Origin of the sequence: Rhizobium sp. PL01 (assembly GCF_033447125.1) — a bacterium.
Taxonomy (GTDB): Bacteria; Pseudomonadota; Alphaproteobacteria; order Rhizobiales; family Rhizobiaceae; genus Pararhizobium.
On the sequence record NZ_JAWQUM010000005.1, the window covers coordinates 100,528 to 114,167 of the forward strand.

The window sequence follows — 13,640 nt, forward strand, 5'->3', positions numbered from 1 at the left end:
GGATTGTAAGGAGCATCCGGTAGCGATGATTTGCTGCCGGTTTGCGGCAGGAAAGTTTGACATGGCAAGAATGAAAAAGCGGAATCTGCGGCGCAAGGACGGGGTCTGGGATCCTCTGGTCGATAGCCAGCAGACCCGCCAGCGCGCGGCGGGCGTTCCGCAGACACCGCAATCGATGTCTCCCTCCTACAGGCTCGCCTATACGGATGACGATTTCCTGGCCCGGGAAGAACTGCGCCCCGTGCGGCTGCAGCTGGAATTGCTAAAACCCGAAATGATCATGGCCGAGCGCGGTATCAACTCGACGGTGGTGATGTTCGGCGGCGCCCGCATCCCGGAACCGGGCGGTGACGCCTGGGCCGCCAAGAACGAGACCCAGCGCCAGAACCTGACGGCCGCCTCGGTCTATTACGAAGAAGCGCGCAAGTTTGCCCGTCTTTGCTCGCTGCATTCGGCCCAGTCGGACTACAAGGAATATGTGGTGACCACCGGTGGTGGGCCGGGTGTGATGGAGGCCGGCAATCGCGGTGCCGACGACATTGGCGCGCCGTCGATCGGGCTGAACATCGTGCTTCCGCACGAGCAGGCGCCCAATCGTTACGTGACACCGGAGCTGTCGTTCAACTTCCATTACTTCGCCATCCGGAAAATGCACTTCCTGGTGCGCGCCAAGGCCGTCACGGTTTTCCCGGGTGGCTTTGGCACGTTCGACGAATTGTTCGAAACGATCACGCTGATGCAGACGGGCCGCATGGCGCTGGTGCCGCTCATCCTTTTTGGCGAAAAGTTCTGGCGCAGCGTCATCAATTTCGAGGCGCTGGCTGATTTCGGCACCATCTCGCCCGACGATCTCGATCTTATCCAGTTCGTCGAAACCGCCGAGGAAGCCTGGGACATCATCTCGAAATTCTACGAGACGGTCGATCCGGCAACGGTGCCGATGGCATCCGGCGCGCGATAAAAAGGATCACGATCACTCATTACCCGGCCCGCGTCTGAACCAAACGGCGCGGGCTGCGTTCTTCCGTCATTCATTGAAACGGGAGATGATCATGCCTTCAAAGACCCTTTCCGAAATAGCCGCCAAAATGCGCGATATCGATATCGCCATGCTGTCGACCCATACGGATGGCGGCGCCATTGCCGGCCGGCCGATGAGCAACAATGGCGAGGTCGAATATGACGGTGATTCCTTTTATTTCACTTGGGAAAATTCGCGCATGGTCGACGACATCAAGCGCAATCCGAAGTGGGCCTCGCCTTCCAGGGCAAGAAGGCCTTTTCGGTGGCCGTGGAAGGCGAAGCCGACCTCATCAAGGACAAGGCCATCTTCAAGAAACACTGGACGCCGGATCTGGACGACTGGTTCAAGGATGGCATCGACACCAAAGGCATGGTGATGATCAAGATCAGTGCGACGCGGGCGCATTACTGGGACGGCGAGGATGAAGGCGAAGTGAAGCTGAAAGACGCCAAGCGGGCTCATTGAAAACTGTTTGGCCTGCATACGCTTTGTGTCGCAGTGACAGCAGGTCGCGGCTGTGGCAATGAGCCGTCATGAAAACCTTGCGGCTTGTCTTGAGAGATAGAGTGTCGGCCGGCGCGATCGCCGTGCTGTTCGCTGCTATGCTTTTGATGCAGGGGCTTCTGTCCGGTGTTGCGCATGGAACGATGGCGAGCGCCGCCGTCGATCCGTTCAACATTCTCTGCATTGCGCATGAGGATGGGCCGCAGCAGACCTTGCCCGACGGCGGCCCGGCCAAGGCCGCCCACGATCTGTGCGCCACGCTGTGTCAGCTGGCAGCGGGCTATACGCCTGCTTTGCCCGGTCGTTCGATCGATATCGCAGTTCCCGTGCTCAGCCACGCGGCCGAAATTGATTTCGCGGCAAAGCCTGTGCCACGCGTCGTTCTTCGCAGCTTTTTTGCCGAAGCCAGGGCTCCCCCTTCCAACTCTGCATGACGTTTTGAATCAAGGCTCCGCAGCAAAGGCGGCGGCCGACAATTTTGCTCATCTGGAGATACCCCATGTCCGATTTCACCATCGGCCGCGCGGAGACCGCTGTTGCGGTGCGTTCGCCGTCCGACCTTTACCGCGCCGTCTGGCGCTGGCATTTCTACGCAGGCCTGCTCGTTCTGCCCTTTCTGATCACCCTTGCCGTTACCGGCGCGCTCTACCTGTTCCGCGACGAGATCGATGGGCTTGTTTACGCCGATCTGAAGCGCGTCGAGATCCAGGAAAACGTCGAGACGGCCGCCCCATCGGCCATGGTCGCCGCGGCGCTGGCCGCCTATCCCGGCACGGCCGTCAAATACACTGATCCGCCATCGCCGGTGGAACCCGTCGAGATCACCGTCAATACACCCGCGGCCGGGAGGCTGGCGGTTTACGTCAATCCCTATGACGGCAATGTGCTAGGCGCGCTTCCCGATCGCGGTACCATCATGTGGACCATCCGCACCCTGCACAGCCTGAAATATTTCGGCTCGTTTGCGCGGACGCTGATCGAGATCGCCGCGGGCTGGTCGATCCTTCTGGTCGCCACCGGCATCTATCTCTGGTGGCCGCGTACCCAGACGGGCGGGGTGTTGAGCGTTCGCGGCACGCCGAAACGGCGGGTATTCTGGCGTGATACCCATGCGGTCAGCGGTATTTTCGTCGGCTTCTTCATCGTTTTTCTGGCGGTGACCGGCATGCCCTGGTCCGGCGTCTGGGGCGAGAAGGTCAATGAATGGGCAAACGGCAGCAATTTCGGCTATCCGGCTGGCGTGCGCACATCCGTGCCAATGTCGGGCGAGCATCTCGACCATATTGCCAAGACGACGTGGTCTCTGGAACAGGCGCAGGTGCCACAGTCCACCGGCGATGGCGCAGCGGCGATCGGTCTCGATCAGGCTGTGGCCATCTTTGACACGCTTGGCCTGCATCACGGTTATGCGGTGAATATTCCGATGAAGCCACAAGGCGTCTATACCGGCTCCGTCTATCCGGACGATGTCGCGCAGCAGCGGGTGGTGCATCTCGACCAGTATAGCGGCAAGCCGCTGATCGACATGAGCTATGCGGATTACGGCCCGCTCGGCAAGGCGCTGGAATGGGGGATCAATGTTCACATGGGGCAGGAATTCGGGCTCGTGAACCAGCTCGTCCTGCTGGCCGCGTGTATCACCATCGTGCTTTTGGCGGTTTCGGCTGCGATCATGTGGTGGAAGCGCCGGCCGAAGGGTTCTCTCGGTGTACCGCCAATGCCAGCGGACAAGCGCGTGTTTCGCGGCCTGATCGCACTTTTGGCAATCGGCGGCATTCTGTTTCCGCTGGTCGGTCTCTCGCTTGTGGTGATGCTGGTGCTGGACTGGAGCTATCCGCACTTCCGGCGCGCGATCCGCTTTTCTCCGCAGTCCGGCGCCTGATCAAGCTGCAAGAAAAACGCCCCGGCCTTTGATAGGCCGGGGCGCGATTACAATCAGATCTTCTTGGTCTTGGTGAAGTCCGAGGCGTCGATGACTCCGTCGCCATTGGTGTCGCGGCGCTTGAACATCTTGTCGGCGCGCGCGGTCACCTCGGCGAGGCTCAACGAACCGTTCTTGTCGGTATCGACGTGCTTGAAAGCTTTCGGCCGCATGCCGGGCAGCATTGCCGGGCGCATTTCTTTCAGCTTTTCCATGGCTACCGTCTTTTCATCGCCGGTCTTGTCCTTGGCGGCGCGCCATTCCTTGCGGGCCTCGCGGAAGGCCGTGCGCTTGGCCTTGATCTCGTCGCGGGTCACCTGACCGTTGCCATCGGCATCGAAGGATTTGAAGGCTTCCGCGGTTTTAGCGTTGACCTCGTCCAGCGAGACCTTGCTGTCGCCATTGGTATCGAGGCGCTTGATCATCCATTCAGCACGCTGCTCCGGGGTTGGCTTCTGCCGCGCTGCGAAGGTGGGGGCGACGAAGCCGGTCAGAGCCAGGCTGGCGGCGACGGCGCCGAGAATGAGTGTGTTCTTCCGCATGTCGAATTCCTTTCCTTGAACGAAGTGTCTGAGGAAAAGATAGACGGCGGGGCGCGGATGACCAGTTAAACTTTCGTAATGTAAGTCTTTGACGGAAAAGGGGTTTTTCCGTGTCGAAACTGTGTTTCAGCGGCCAGTGTCAGCCTTCGGATAAAAGCCGGTTAAGAAAGCCCGTCAGGTCCTCGGTGACGTAATCGGCCTGCACATCGCCATCGCCTTGCTTTTCCCAGGCTTCAGCAAACTCGTATTCGAAATTGCGCGGAACCAGCAGAACCGTTTTCATGCCGAGTGCTTTCGGCACCACTAGATTGCGCGGCAGGTCCTCGAACATGGCAGCATGCTTGGTATCAACCCGGTGCAGGCTCATGAACTTGTCATAGGTGTCACCGGCTGGCTTCGGCACATATTCGGCGGCAACGATATCGAAGATATCATCGAAATGATCAAGGATGCCGAGCGCGCGGGCTGTCATCTCGGCATGCTTGACGCTGCCATTGGTGAAGATGAACTTGCGGCCTGGCAGCGCCTTGATGGCTTCGCCGAGTGCCGGATCGGCCGGAACGACGGAATAGTCGATCGCATGCGCCTTCTGCAGGAAGTCGTTGGGGTCGATGCCATGATGGATCATCAGGCCCTGCAGCGTGGTGCCATGGTCGCGGTAATATTCTTTCTGCAACGCCTTGGCCGCCACCGGATCCAGCGTCAGCAACGCTGCGACATAGGCCGTCATGTTGCGGTCGATCTGCGAGAACAGATTGACGTGATGCGGATAGAGCGTGTTGTCGAGATCGAACACCCAGTCGGTGACATGGGAGAAATCGGCTTTGGTCGGCAGGCGGTCAAGCTGTGTCATGGGCGCTCTTATGCCACGGGTCTCGGCAGAGGCAAACGGGAAATATGTCGCGGTGGTCAGGCTGGTTTGACGATGAAGATCATTTCCTCGGAGAGAGGCGTGTCAAACGGCTGCGACTGCCAATCTCCATAGACGGCGTCAGCGCGAAGACCTGCCGCCTTGAGACGCTCTTCGATGTCCCCCAGCGACAGGAACAGCAGTTCGCTCAATGAGACGAGTGTCCGGCCGTCGAGCGTGTAGCGGGTTTCAAACGCGATGCGCTTGTCCCTGCTCCTCGTCACCTGGCGCGATTGATGAATGTGGTGTCCGCCGGCATCAAGATCGGCATCAGTGTTCCAGCGTGTGGCCCAGTCGATCTCAGGGTTGCGGCTCTCGAACGCAATCGTACCCCCCGGCGCGAGCTGTTCCCGCATCGTCGTAAAGACCGCGAGGATATCGCTGTCGTCGAGAAAGACCTGGAAGGCGTGGCCGGTCATGATGATCACGTCGAACTTTTGCGGTAAGCGAAAGGTCTGGGCCGATGCTTGCACCCATTCGATCTGCGAACCGTGCGGCTTTTGCCGGGCGATATCGAGCATGGCTTTGGCAGGATCGACGCCGGTTACCGCGTGACCAAGTGCTGCATAGGCGTCGCAGAGCAGCCCGGTGCCGCAGCCGAGATCGAGAACGCACTTCGGTGTTCTGCCAGCCAGCGCCAGATAGAAATCCCGGTCCTCCGACCAGCCACTGTCGAGATCGTAGAGTGCCGCCAGCAATGGCTCTTCATAGTGCAGATCTGCCATGACAGCATCCTGGAACGGGTTCGTCTTCGAAATGGATGGAGCTTTGTGGCATGACCGGCCGGTCACGGAAACGGGCTTTGTCAGCCAGATGCGCATTTCCCTTTGAATTGCCAAGCCGGTGTGGCAGGTTCCGGACCGTGCAGTTTGGCCCCGGAGCGGCAAATATCGATGTCGGATGAACTCTTCTACAGTCTGTTTCTGCTCGGCTTTTATGCCGCATCCGTTGTTACCTATTTTGCCTTTGGCTTCATGGTCACCTGGGTCAACGAACGCAATCCGGAACGGAAGATTCAAAAGGGGCGCGGGCCTGGAAAACGGCGCAATGCAGAAATCCGCCAGAGCCTGGCCTCCATGTTCAGCGCTTGCCTGCCGCTGACGATCGGCCTTTACGCGCAGGCGAAAGGCTGGGCACTGATGCCTTGGGAATTCAGCTGGTGGACGGCGCTGCCGCTCTTCCTGCTGATCATGTTCCTCTATGATACGTGGTTCTATTTCATGCACCGGCTGCTGCATACGAAGTGGCTCTATCCGCTGCATGCGCTGCATCACAAAAGCGTCGCGCCGACGGTGTGGAGTACCTATTCCGAGGATGTTCTCGACAATTTCCTGCTGCAGGGGTTTACCGCGGTCATCGTCTTCATCGTGCCGTTTCCACCGGCAATCCTGATCGGGCAGCGCGTGTTCGAGCATTTCAACGGCATGTTCGGCCATTGCGGTTTCGAGTATTTTGCGTCCTCGACGTCGCGTTATCCCTCACCGATGTTGTGCACGACGTTCCATGACCAGCACCATTCGGGTTTCCGCTATAATTACGGCAACTATTTTTCGTTCTGGGACCGCGTTCTCGGCACGGTTTCGCCGGATTACGATCAGCGCGTGAAGACGTTCGAGGACGAAGCGCCGTCGCTCACATTCCGGCAATCGCCGGAGGCTCAGGAAAAGTCGGTCTGATCCGATTTTCGCGGGCTCGCGCACTTGGCAGAGCCTTGACCTGCATGTTAGCCCGGCATCATGCAAACCTGGATCGTTATCACCATCGTCGCGGCGTTTTTGCAAAACATCCGCTCCGCCATGCAGAAGCACCTCAAGGGCGTCATGGGCACGACCGGAGCGACGTTCGTGCGCTTCGGTTATGGCGTGCCGTTCGCGCTGCTTTATCTGGCGGTTCTCTGGCGCGGGTTTGACCGGCCGCTGCCGGTTCCGGATGCACATTTCTTCCTCTGGGCGGTGATTGGTGGTCTCTCGCAGATCGCTGCGACCTTCTTGCTCGTGCACCTGTTTTCCTTCCGCAACTTCGCAGTTGGAACCGCCTATTCGCGCACCGAGCCGGCGCAGGCGGCGTTGTTCGGGCTGATCTTTCTGGGTGAAGCCGCAAGCAGGGGAACGCTGGTGGCCATCGCCATCTCGGTCGTCGGGGTGATGATCATCTCGGTGGCGCGGACGCCACTCAGCGTCAAATCGCTGGTAACGTCTGTTTTTACCCAAACGGCAGGCATCGGGCTCTTGTCCGGCACGTTCTTCGGCCTGTCGGCGGTGTCCTACCGCTCGGCCTCGCTGGCGCTGGCCCCCAGCCTGCCGCAGCCGGATTTCGTCATGCAGGCGAGTTTCACGCTCGGCTTCGTCATCCTGTTGCAGACCGTGACAATGCTGGTCTGGATCCTGATCCGCGAGCCGGACGAGTTGAAACGCGTCATCAAGGCGTGGCGGCCGGGCCTGTTGGTGGGCTTTGCCGGCGCATCGGCGTCCTTCGGCTGGTTCATGGCAATGACGCTGCAGCAGGCGGCGATCGTCAAGGTGGTGGCGCAGGTGGAAATGCTGTTCACCTTTGCCTCGGCGGTGTTCATCTTCCGTGAATGGATCAACAAGCTGGAAGTCCTCGGCTGCCTGCTGATCGTGCTCGGCGTGGTGATGCTGCTGATCCTTTAAAAAATAGGCGCCCGATTTTCGGCGGCGTCAAAAATGCTCCGGTGGTAGAAGGGAACATGCTTTTCGATCTGCCCCCTGAAGACATCCTTTATGACGCGCTTTTGGCGCGCAGCACCAATTACGAAGGCTCGGCCTTCGTCTGCGTCAAGACCACCGGCATCTTCTGCCGGCTGTCATGCCCGGCGCGAAAGCCGAGGCGAGAAAATACCATCTTCGTCGATTCGATCGGCACCTGTCTGGAGGCGGGTTTTCGGCCTTGCCTGCGCTGCCGGCCCCTGGAGACCGCTGGCGGCAAGGATGCGATCGTCGACGGCCTGATGCAGGCGCTCGACGCCGATCCGGAACGGCGCTGGACGGAGACTGATCTCATCCGGCGCGGCTATGACCCATCGACCGTGCGCCGCGCCTTCAAGCGTCATCTCGGTATCACTTTCCTCGATCTTGCGCGGCATCGCAGGCTTGGAGCAGCAGCCCGGAGCCTGGCTGACGGCGGGCGGGTCATCGATGCCCAGATCGATGCAGGCTACGAATCCCCGAGCGGATTTCGCGCGGCCTTTGCCCGGCTGATCGGGGGAGCGCCGGCGATGTCGCAGGGGCGTACATTGCTCTATGCCGACTGGATGGAGACGCCGCTCGGTCCGATGGTCGCGGTTGGCGACGAAACACGCCTGCACCTGCTTGAATTCCATGACCGCAAGGGGTTGCCTGCCGAGATGGAAAAGCTGAAGCGTCAGACACGCTCATCCGTTGCCCCTGGAAAGACGCCGCCGATTGAACAGATCGGGACCGAGCTTTCCGGCTATTTCGCCGGCAAGACAGGCGCATTCCAGACGCCGCTGGCCCTTAATGGCACTGCGTTCGAACGGCAGGTCTGGGCGAAGTTGCAGGATATTCCGCCCGGCGAGACGCGTTCCTATGGCGATATTGCCTGCGAAGTGGATACAATGAAAGCGGTCCGGGCCGTTGCCAAAGCCAATGGTGCCAACCAGATTTCGATTGTCATTCCCTGCCACCGCTGCATTGGTTCAGACGGTTCGCTGACGGGATATGGCGGCGGGCTCTGGCGCAAGCAGTGGCTTTTGCGGCATGAAGGCAGGATGAGTCCAACAGGATTGTTTTCGGAGGAAAGACGATGAACCAGACGGACAAGGCAAAGGCGTTCGCCAACCTGCATCGCAAGGGCGATCCGGTGGTGCTCTACAATATCTGGGATGCGGGAACGGCCAAGGCTGTGGCAGCGTCCGGCGCCAAGGCGCTGGCGACCGGAAGCTGGTCGGTGGCCGATGCCAACGGTTATGGCGACGGTCAGGAAATCCCGATGTTGCACCTGATCGATATCGCCCGCAGCATTGTGGCGGCAACCGATCTGCCGGTGTCGATCGATTTCGAGGGTGGTTATGCCGAGGACGCTGACGCCACCGCTGAGAATGTCGGCGCGGTGATCGATATCGGCGCTGTCGGTATCAATTTCGAGGACCAGGTCGTTGGCGGCAGCGGGCTGCATACGATCGAGGCGCAGGCTGCGCGGATCAAGGCGATCCGGGCCAAGGCGGATGAAAAGGGGATTCCCTTCTTCATCAATGCCCGCACCGACCTTTTCCTGAAACTCTCCGACCCGGTGCGCCACGCGCCACTGGTGGACGAGGCCATCGAGCGTGCTGCGGCGTACGCCCAGGCTGGTGCCAGCGGCTTCTTCGTGCCGGGATTGTCGAACCGCGACCTGATCGGCCGTGTTTGCGAGGCTGTGGCGTTACCTGTCAACATCATGATGCGGCCGGGCATGGATGTGAAAACTCTGGCGGGGCTCGGCGTTGCGCGTATCAGCTACGGGCCGGGGCCGTATCGGGCGATGATCGAGTGGCTGAAGGCAGAAGCGAGTGAGGTTTATCAGGCGCGCTGATAAGGCGTTCGGAGAGCGAGACCGCAGAGTTGCCTTGCGCTAGCGTCCCTTAGATCGGCGGAAACCCACTTTCCGTCATCCCTGCCCCTGTGGCGGGGATCCAGCAGCGGCGCGTCTGCGTCGCTGAAGGACTCCTTTCACGCGACGGACGTCGCGTGGCTGGATTCCTGTGACAAGCACAGGAATGACGGTAGGAGAGAGGGCCGTTAGGCTAAAGCCTGCCGTGCCAAAGCAAACGAATCACCAACAAACGAAGTCACCAACACGGGCCTCATAGCGGCGCAAAAGCGCGCCCTCCGGCGCTGCCATTCCTCAAGGAACGATCAGCGTTCCCGCACCGTGCTCGGTGAAGATTTCGAGCAGGACCGAGTGTGCCGTCTTGCCGTTGAGGATGACGACGCCTTCGACGCCGCGGGCGAGGGCTTCGATGCAGGTTTCGACCTTCGGGATCATGCCGCCGGAAATGGTGCCGTCCTTGATCAGCGCATGCGCTTCGGCGACCGAGAGTTCCTTGATCAGTTCGCCCTTCTTGTCGAGGACGCCCGGAACATCGGTGAGGAACAGCAGGCGGGTGGCATTGAGCGCACCGGCAATGGCGCCAGCGAAGGTGTCGGCATTGATGTTGTAGGTCGCGCCGTCGCGGCCGGGGGCAACCGGGGCGATGACCGGGATCATTTCCGACTTGGCGAGAAGATCGAGCAGGGTGCGGTCGACTTCCGTCACTTCGCCGACGAAACCGAGGTCGAGTACACGTTCGATATTGCTGTCCGGATCAACAACGGTCTTGCGGGCCTTCTGGGCGAAGACCATGTTGCCGTCCTTGCCGCAAAGGCCGATCGCCCATTCGCCGGTCTGGTTGATCAGCGCAACGATTTCCTTGTTGATCGAACCGGCCAGAACCATCTCGACGATTTCGACCGTCTTCTGGTCGGTGACGCGCAGGCCGCCTTCGAATTTCGATTCGATACCCATCTTGGTCAACATCGCGCCGATCTGCGGGCCGCCGCCATGAACGACGATCGGGTTGACGCCTGACTGTTTCAGAAGGGCGATATCCGCCGCAAAAGCCTTGCCAAGCTCGGCATTGCCCATAGCGTGGCCGCCATATTTGACGACGATCGTCTTGTTCTCGTAACGCTGCATATAGGGCAGCGCCTTGGCGAGAAGATTTGCCTGGATTTCGCTTTCGGATGCGGACATGGAAATACCTCGAAATTAGCCGGTTGCTGTTTAGCGCAAGTTTCCGGTGGAGGGAATGATCCGTGGCAAAGATAAAGCCGGTGTGACATCCCTCGCCACAACCGTTTTTATCTGCTGCAACTCCCCTTTTTATCCCCGACCTTGTGCTCTATGTTCGCCGCTGACGGACGAGGACCGGAAGCATCAATGACCACAGACGACATCTCCACGCTGATCGGCCGGGTCTCGCTCAGGGACCGCGCCGCGTTCTCCGCTCTCTACCGGCAGACGAGCCCGAAACTTTTTGCCATTTGCGTCCGTATCTTGCGGGATAGGACGGAAGCGGAAGAAGCGTTGCAGGAAATCTACATCAAGATATGGCAGCGGGCCGACCGTTATGCCAGCGGCGACACCAATCCGATGTCATGGCTTTCGGCGATTGCGCGCAATCATGCGATCGATCATCTGCGGGCGCGAAAGCCGGTGGCAAACACGATTGACGAAGCTTATGATCTGGCAGACTCTGCGCCGGACCCGGAGAAAACCGCCATCAATACGGCGGAGGGCCGCCGGATCGACAATTGCATGAACGAACTCGAGGCAGACCGCGCCGACGCCGTGCGCAAGGCTTATGTCGAGGGGCTGAGCTACCAGGAATTGGCCGAACTTTTCGGCACGCCGCTGAATACGATGCGAACATGGCTGCGCCGCAGCCTGTTGAAACTCAGAGAGTGCATGGAGCGATGACCACACAGAACCCACAAAGCGGAGATTCCCGCCGCGACCAGGTGATTGCGGGAGAGTATGTGCTGGGTGTTCTGTCTGCCGACGACCGTCGCAAGGTCGAGGCGCGCATGGTGCTCGATGGAGCGTTTGCGGCGATGGTCAACCACTGGCAGAGCAATCTCACTTCCTTCGATGACGCCTACGAGCCGATCGCGCCGCCACCGCAGGTGCTGGTCGCCGTCGAGCGCCGGTTGTTTGCAGAGCAGGCGAGGCCGGTTGTTGCCGCAGGCGGGTTCTGGAACTCGCTGGCACTGTGGCGCGTGTTGACGCTGGCATCTGTGGCGGGTCTTGTGACGGTCGCGACCTTCGCTAGCGGCATGTTGGCGCCCGTCAGCCAGACCAAACCACTGGTGGCAGAACTGACCGGCGACGCGAGCACGACGATCAATCTTTTGGCGCAATACGATGCTGGCAACGGCGCGCTGAAAATCACACCGGTCGCGGCAAAACAGACGGAGGCCAAGTCGCTGGAACTCTGGCTGATCGAGGGTGACAATCCGGCCAAGTCGCTGGGCATCCTGCCGCAGACGGGTGAAGGCGAGATCATTATCCCGGCGGAGCTTCGTTCCAAGTTCGGCGCAGGCGTCACGCTCGCCGTCAGCGTCGAGCCCTTCGGTGGTTCGCCCACCGGCACAGCGACCGGTCCAGTGGTCGCCGTGGGAAAGACGCGTCTTCCCTAAAGTATCGTGATGTACGTCATCTCTTACCGAACGCCGTGCCCGAAGGGGCATGGCGTTTCGCGTCATGGTTTCATATGGCTGTCATAAAAACATAAAAATCAAATATTTGAAGAATTCAGAATTTTCCTGAAACTCTTTCGGACAACCTTCCGTTTCTTGTTTTGTCCTCTGCGCAGAGAACACGAATTCCAGAAAAACTTGGGAGAGGCCCGCTTTCGCGGGTCCGCGAGATCAACAGGAAGGAATAGAAATGTTCAAGTCCATGCTGCGCACGGTCACCGTCGCTTCGATACTGGCCGCTGGCACTTTTGCTGCCCACGCTGAAAATCCGATGGTCGGCGGCGCACCGATGTATGAAAACAAGAACATCGTCGAAAATGCTGTCAATTCCAAGGATCACACGACCTTGGTCGCCGCCGTCAAGGCTGCTGGCCTCGTTGAAACACTGCAGGGCAAGGGTCCGTTCACGGTTTTCGCGCCAACCAACGAAGCCTTCGCTGCGCTTCCGGCCGGCACGGTCGAAACCCTGCTGAAGCCTGAAAACAAGGCGATGCTGACCAAGGTTCTGACATGCCATGTTGTTGCTGCCGATGCGATGTCCAAGACGATCGCCAAGATGGTCAAGGACGATGGCGGCACCCATGACGTCAAGACGGTTGGCGGCTGCATCCTGAAAGCCAAGGACAAGGGTGGCAAGATCACCCTGACCGACGAAACCGGCGGTGTCGCGACGGTGACCATCGCCGACGTCAATCAGTCGAACGGCGTCATCCACGTGATCGACAAGGTTCTGCTACCGAAGTCATAACCCACGCCCTTGTGGTTTGGGGGCCGGATGCATCCTCAACGCATTTTCGGCTCCGGGCCGGAGACCAAGTCCTCTCCGTCCTCAAGGCCACCGGTTTTTCACTGACCGGTGGCCTTTTTGCATCGTATTCAAGCTTTTGCTCACGCGGGATTGATCAGTATTTGTTTTGCGGCCGAACCGTCGCCGCTCTAGTTTGGTCGGGAAATGCCGGCACCATCCGGCAAACGGGAGAGTATCATGGTAAGCCGACGCTTCTTTCTTCTTTCCGGAGTAGCCATTGCCGCTACCGCTGCATTTCGCGGGTTCAGGTTCGAGGCAATCGCTGCCGAAACGTTCGAAGTGACGAAAACCGATGCGGAATGGAAGGCGCTGCTCAACGACGAGCAGTATCAGATCCTGCGTCATGAGGACACCGAACGTCCTTTCACCAGCGCGCTCAACACCGAGAAGCGCAAGGGCACATTTCATTGTGCCGGCTGCGATCTGCCGGTCTATTCGTCGGAAACCAAATATGACAGCGGCACCGGCTGGCCCAGCTTCTGGGAATCGCTCCCCAAGGCGGTTGGCAAGCGCGAGGACACGTCGCTGTTCATGACCCGCACCGAATGTCATTGCAGCCGGTGCGGCGGCCATCTCGGTCATATTTTCGACGACGGTCCGCAGCCGACCGGCATGCGCCATTGCATCAACGGGATGGCAATGACGTTCACGCCCGCATCGGCTGCCTGATCGCTT

15 protein-coding genes and 1 pseudogene are annotated in these 13,640 nt (G+C 59.6%); 12 read left to right on the top strand and 4 right to left on the bottom strand.

Features of this window, described 5'->3' with window-relative positions; genetic code table 11:
* The first annotated feature begins 61 nt into the window (after positions 1 to 61).
* From R6X40_RS13670 to R6X40_RS13685, 4 genes and pseudogenes are all read left to right on the top strand, one after another.
* Complete coding sequence (locus tag R6X40_RS13670) at positions 62 to 961, top strand: LOG family protein (protein WP_318414348.1); 900 nt, start codon at positions 62 to 64, stop codon at positions 959 to 961.
* A gap of 91 nt (positions 962 to 1,052) precedes the next feature.
* Positions 1,053 to 1,489 (top strand): annotated as a pseudogene (locus tag R6X40_RS13675) (pyridoxamine 5'-phosphate oxidase family protein).
* Between the two features lie 68 nt (positions 1,490 to 1,557).
* On the top strand, positions 1,558 to 1,962 hold the full coding sequence (locus tag R6X40_RS13680) for a hypothetical protein (protein WP_318414349.1): 405 nt from the start codon (positions 1,558 to 1,560) through the stop codon (positions 1,960 to 1,962).
* Between the two features lie 65 nt (positions 1,963 to 2,027).
* Positions 2,028 to 3,410, top strand: a complete 1,383-nt coding sequence (locus tag R6X40_RS13685) for a PepSY domain-containing protein (protein WP_318414350.1) — start codon at positions 2,028 to 2,030, stop codon at positions 3,408 to 3,410.
* A gap of 53 nt (positions 3,411 to 3,463) precedes the next feature.
* Here the strand turns inward: R6X40_RS13685 and R6X40_RS13690 are convergent, their stop codons facing one another.
* From R6X40_RS13690 to R6X40_RS13700, 3 genes are all read right to left on the bottom strand, one after another.
* The gene (locus R6X40_RS13690) at positions 3,464 to 3,991 is read right to left on the bottom strand and encodes a hypothetical protein (RefSeq protein WP_318414351.1); all 528 of its coding nucleotides are present in this window, start codon (positions 3,989 to 3,991) and stop codon (positions 3,464 to 3,466) included.
* A 139-nt stretch (positions 3,992 to 4,130) separates the two neighbouring features.
* Positions 4,131 to 4,844, bottom strand: a complete 714-nt coding sequence (locus R6X40_RS13695) for a pyrimidine 5'-nucleotidase (protein WP_318414352.1) — start codon at positions 4,842 to 4,844, stop codon at positions 4,131 to 4,133.
* Positions 4,845 to 4,900: 56 nt separating this feature from the next.
* Entirely contained in the window at positions 4,901 to 5,626 is a 726-nt protein-coding gene (locus tag R6X40_RS13700) for a class I SAM-dependent methyltransferase (protein ID WP_318414353.1), read from the bottom strand.
* 168 nt (positions 5,627 to 5,794) lie between these two features.
* On the opposite strand from R6X40_RS13700, the gene R6X40_RS13705 reads away from it, so the two are divergent.
* The 4 genes from R6X40_RS13705 to R6X40_RS13720 are packed head-to-tail and all read left to right on the top strand — an operon-like array spanning position 5,795 to position 9,452.
* Positions 5,795 to 6,577: a sterol desaturase family protein gene (locus R6X40_RS13705; RefSeq protein ID WP_318414354.1), complete on the top strand. Its 783-nt coding sequence runs from the start codon at positions 5,795 to 5,797 to the stop codon at positions 6,575 to 6,577.
* Positions 6,578 to 6,637: 60 nt separating this feature from the next.
* Positions 6,638 to 7,552, top strand: coding sequence for a DMT family transporter (locus R6X40_RS13710; RefSeq protein ID WP_318414355.1), 915 nt, complete (start codon positions 6,638 to 6,640; stop codon positions 7,550 to 7,552).
* A gap of 56 nt (positions 7,553 to 7,608) precedes the next feature.
* Entirely contained in the window at positions 7,609 to 8,688 is a 1,080-nt protein-coding gene (locus R6X40_RS13715; protein ID WP_318414356.1) for a trifunctional transcriptional activator/DNA repair protein Ada/methylated-DNA--[protein]-cysteine S-methyltransferase, read from the top strand.
* On the top strand, positions 8,685 to 9,452 hold the full coding sequence (locus R6X40_RS13720) for an isocitrate lyase/phosphoenolpyruvate mutase family protein (RefSeq protein WP_318414357.1): 768 nt from the start codon (positions 8,685 to 8,687) through the stop codon (positions 9,450 to 9,452). The genes R6X40_RS13715 and R6X40_RS13720 overlap by 4 nt, the downstream gene beginning before the upstream one ends.
* Positions 9,453 to 9,764: 312 nt before the next feature.
* Here R6X40_RS13720 and argB read toward each other — a convergent pair whose 3' ends face one another.
* Positions 9,765 to 10,652 (bottom strand): acetylglutamate kinase, encoded by an 888-nt coding sequence (gene argB, locus R6X40_RS13725; RefSeq protein WP_318414358.1) that lies wholly within the window; start codon positions 10,650 to 10,652, stop codon positions 9,765 to 9,767.
* Positions 10,653 to 10,838: 186 nt separating this feature from the next.
* Between argB and R6X40_RS13730 the strand changes: the two genes are divergently transcribed.
* The 4 genes from R6X40_RS13730 (at position 10,839) to msrB (ending at position 13,634) form a co-directional block, all read left to right on the top strand.
* Positions 10,839 to 11,378 (top strand): sigma-70 family RNA polymerase sigma factor, encoded by a 540-nt coding sequence (locus R6X40_RS13730; protein ID WP_318414359.1) that lies wholly within the window; start codon positions 10,839 to 10,841, stop codon positions 11,376 to 11,378.
* A complete protein-coding gene (locus tag R6X40_RS13735) occupies positions 11,375 to 12,097 on the top strand; it encodes an anti-sigma factor domain-containing protein (protein WP_318414360.1) in 723 nt (240 codons plus the stop codon). The genes R6X40_RS13730 and R6X40_RS13735 overlap by 4 nt, the downstream gene beginning before the upstream one ends.
* 250 nt (positions 12,098 to 12,347) lie before the next feature.
* The gene (locus R6X40_RS13740) at positions 12,348 to 12,905 is read left to right on the top strand and encodes a fasciclin domain-containing protein (RefSeq protein ID WP_318414361.1); all 558 of its coding nucleotides are present in this window, start codon (positions 12,348 to 12,350) and stop codon (positions 12,903 to 12,905) included.
* Between the two features lie 237 nt (positions 12,906 to 13,142).
* Positions 13,143 to 13,634: a peptide-methionine (R)-S-oxide reductase MsrB gene (gene msrB / locus R6X40_RS13745; RefSeq protein ID WP_318414362.1), complete on the top strand. Its 492-nt coding sequence runs from the start codon at positions 13,143 to 13,145 to the stop codon at positions 13,632 to 13,634.
* Positions 13,635 to 13,640: the final 6 nt, after the last annotated feature.

What these genes read in the sequence shown, in the direction of transcription:
- R6X40_RS13670 (WP_318414348.1), top strand. Translation starts at nt 62, where the DNA reads ATGGCAAGAATGAAAAAGCGGAATCTGCGGCGCAAGGACGGGGTCTGG.
- R6X40_RS13680 (WP_318414349.1), top strand. Translation starts at nt 1,558, where the DNA reads ATGAAAACCTTGCGGCTTGTCTTGAGAGATAGAGTGTCGGCCGGCGCG.
- R6X40_RS13685 (WP_318414350.1), top strand. Translation starts at nt 2,028, where the DNA reads ATGTCCGATTTCACCATCGGCCGCGCGGAGACCGCTGTTGCGGTGCGT.
- R6X40_RS13690 (WP_318414351.1), bottom strand. Translation starts at nt 3,991, where the DNA reads ATGCGGAAGAACACACTCATTCTCGGCGCCGTCGCCGCCAGCCTGGCT.
- R6X40_RS13695 (WP_318414352.1), bottom strand. Translation starts at nt 4,844, where the DNA reads ATGACACAGCTTGACCGCCTGCCGACCAAAGCCGATTTCTCCCATGTC.
- R6X40_RS13700 (WP_318414353.1), bottom strand. Translation starts at nt 5,626, where the DNA reads ATGGCAGATCTGCACTATGAAGAGCCATTGCTGGCGGCACTCTACGAT.
- R6X40_RS13705 (WP_318414354.1), top strand. Translation starts at nt 5,795, where the DNA reads ATGTCGGATGAACTCTTCTACAGTCTGTTTCTGCTCGGCTTTTATGCC.
- R6X40_RS13710 (WP_318414355.1), top strand. Translation starts at nt 6,638, where the DNA reads ATGCAAACCTGGATCGTTATCACCATCGTCGCGGCGTTTTTGCAAAAC.
- R6X40_RS13715 (WP_318414356.1), top strand. Translation starts at nt 7,609, where the DNA reads ATGCTTTTCGATCTGCCCCCTGAAGACATCCTTTATGACGCGCTTTTG.
- R6X40_RS13720 (WP_318414357.1), top strand. Translation starts at nt 8,685, where the DNA reads ATGAACCAGACGGACAAGGCAAAGGCGTTCGCCAACCTGCATCGCAAG.
- argB (WP_318414358.1), bottom strand. Translation starts at nt 10,652, where the DNA reads ATGTCCGCATCCGAAAGCGAAATCCAGGCAAATCTTCTCGCCAAGGCG.
- R6X40_RS13730 (WP_318414359.1), top strand. Translation starts at nt 10,839, where the DNA reads ATGACCACAGACGACATCTCCACGCTGATCGGCCGGGTCTCGCTCAGG.
- R6X40_RS13735 (WP_318414360.1), top strand. Translation starts at nt 11,375, where the DNA reads ATGACCACACAGAACCCACAAAGCGGAGATTCCCGCCGCGACCAGGTG.
- R6X40_RS13740 (WP_318414361.1), top strand. Translation starts at nt 12,348, where the DNA reads ATGTTCAAGTCCATGCTGCGCACGGTCACCGTCGCTTCGATACTGGCC.
- msrB (WP_318414362.1), top strand. Translation starts at nt 13,143, where the DNA reads ATGGTAAGCCGACGCTTCTTTCTTCTTTCCGGAGTAGCCATTGCCGCT.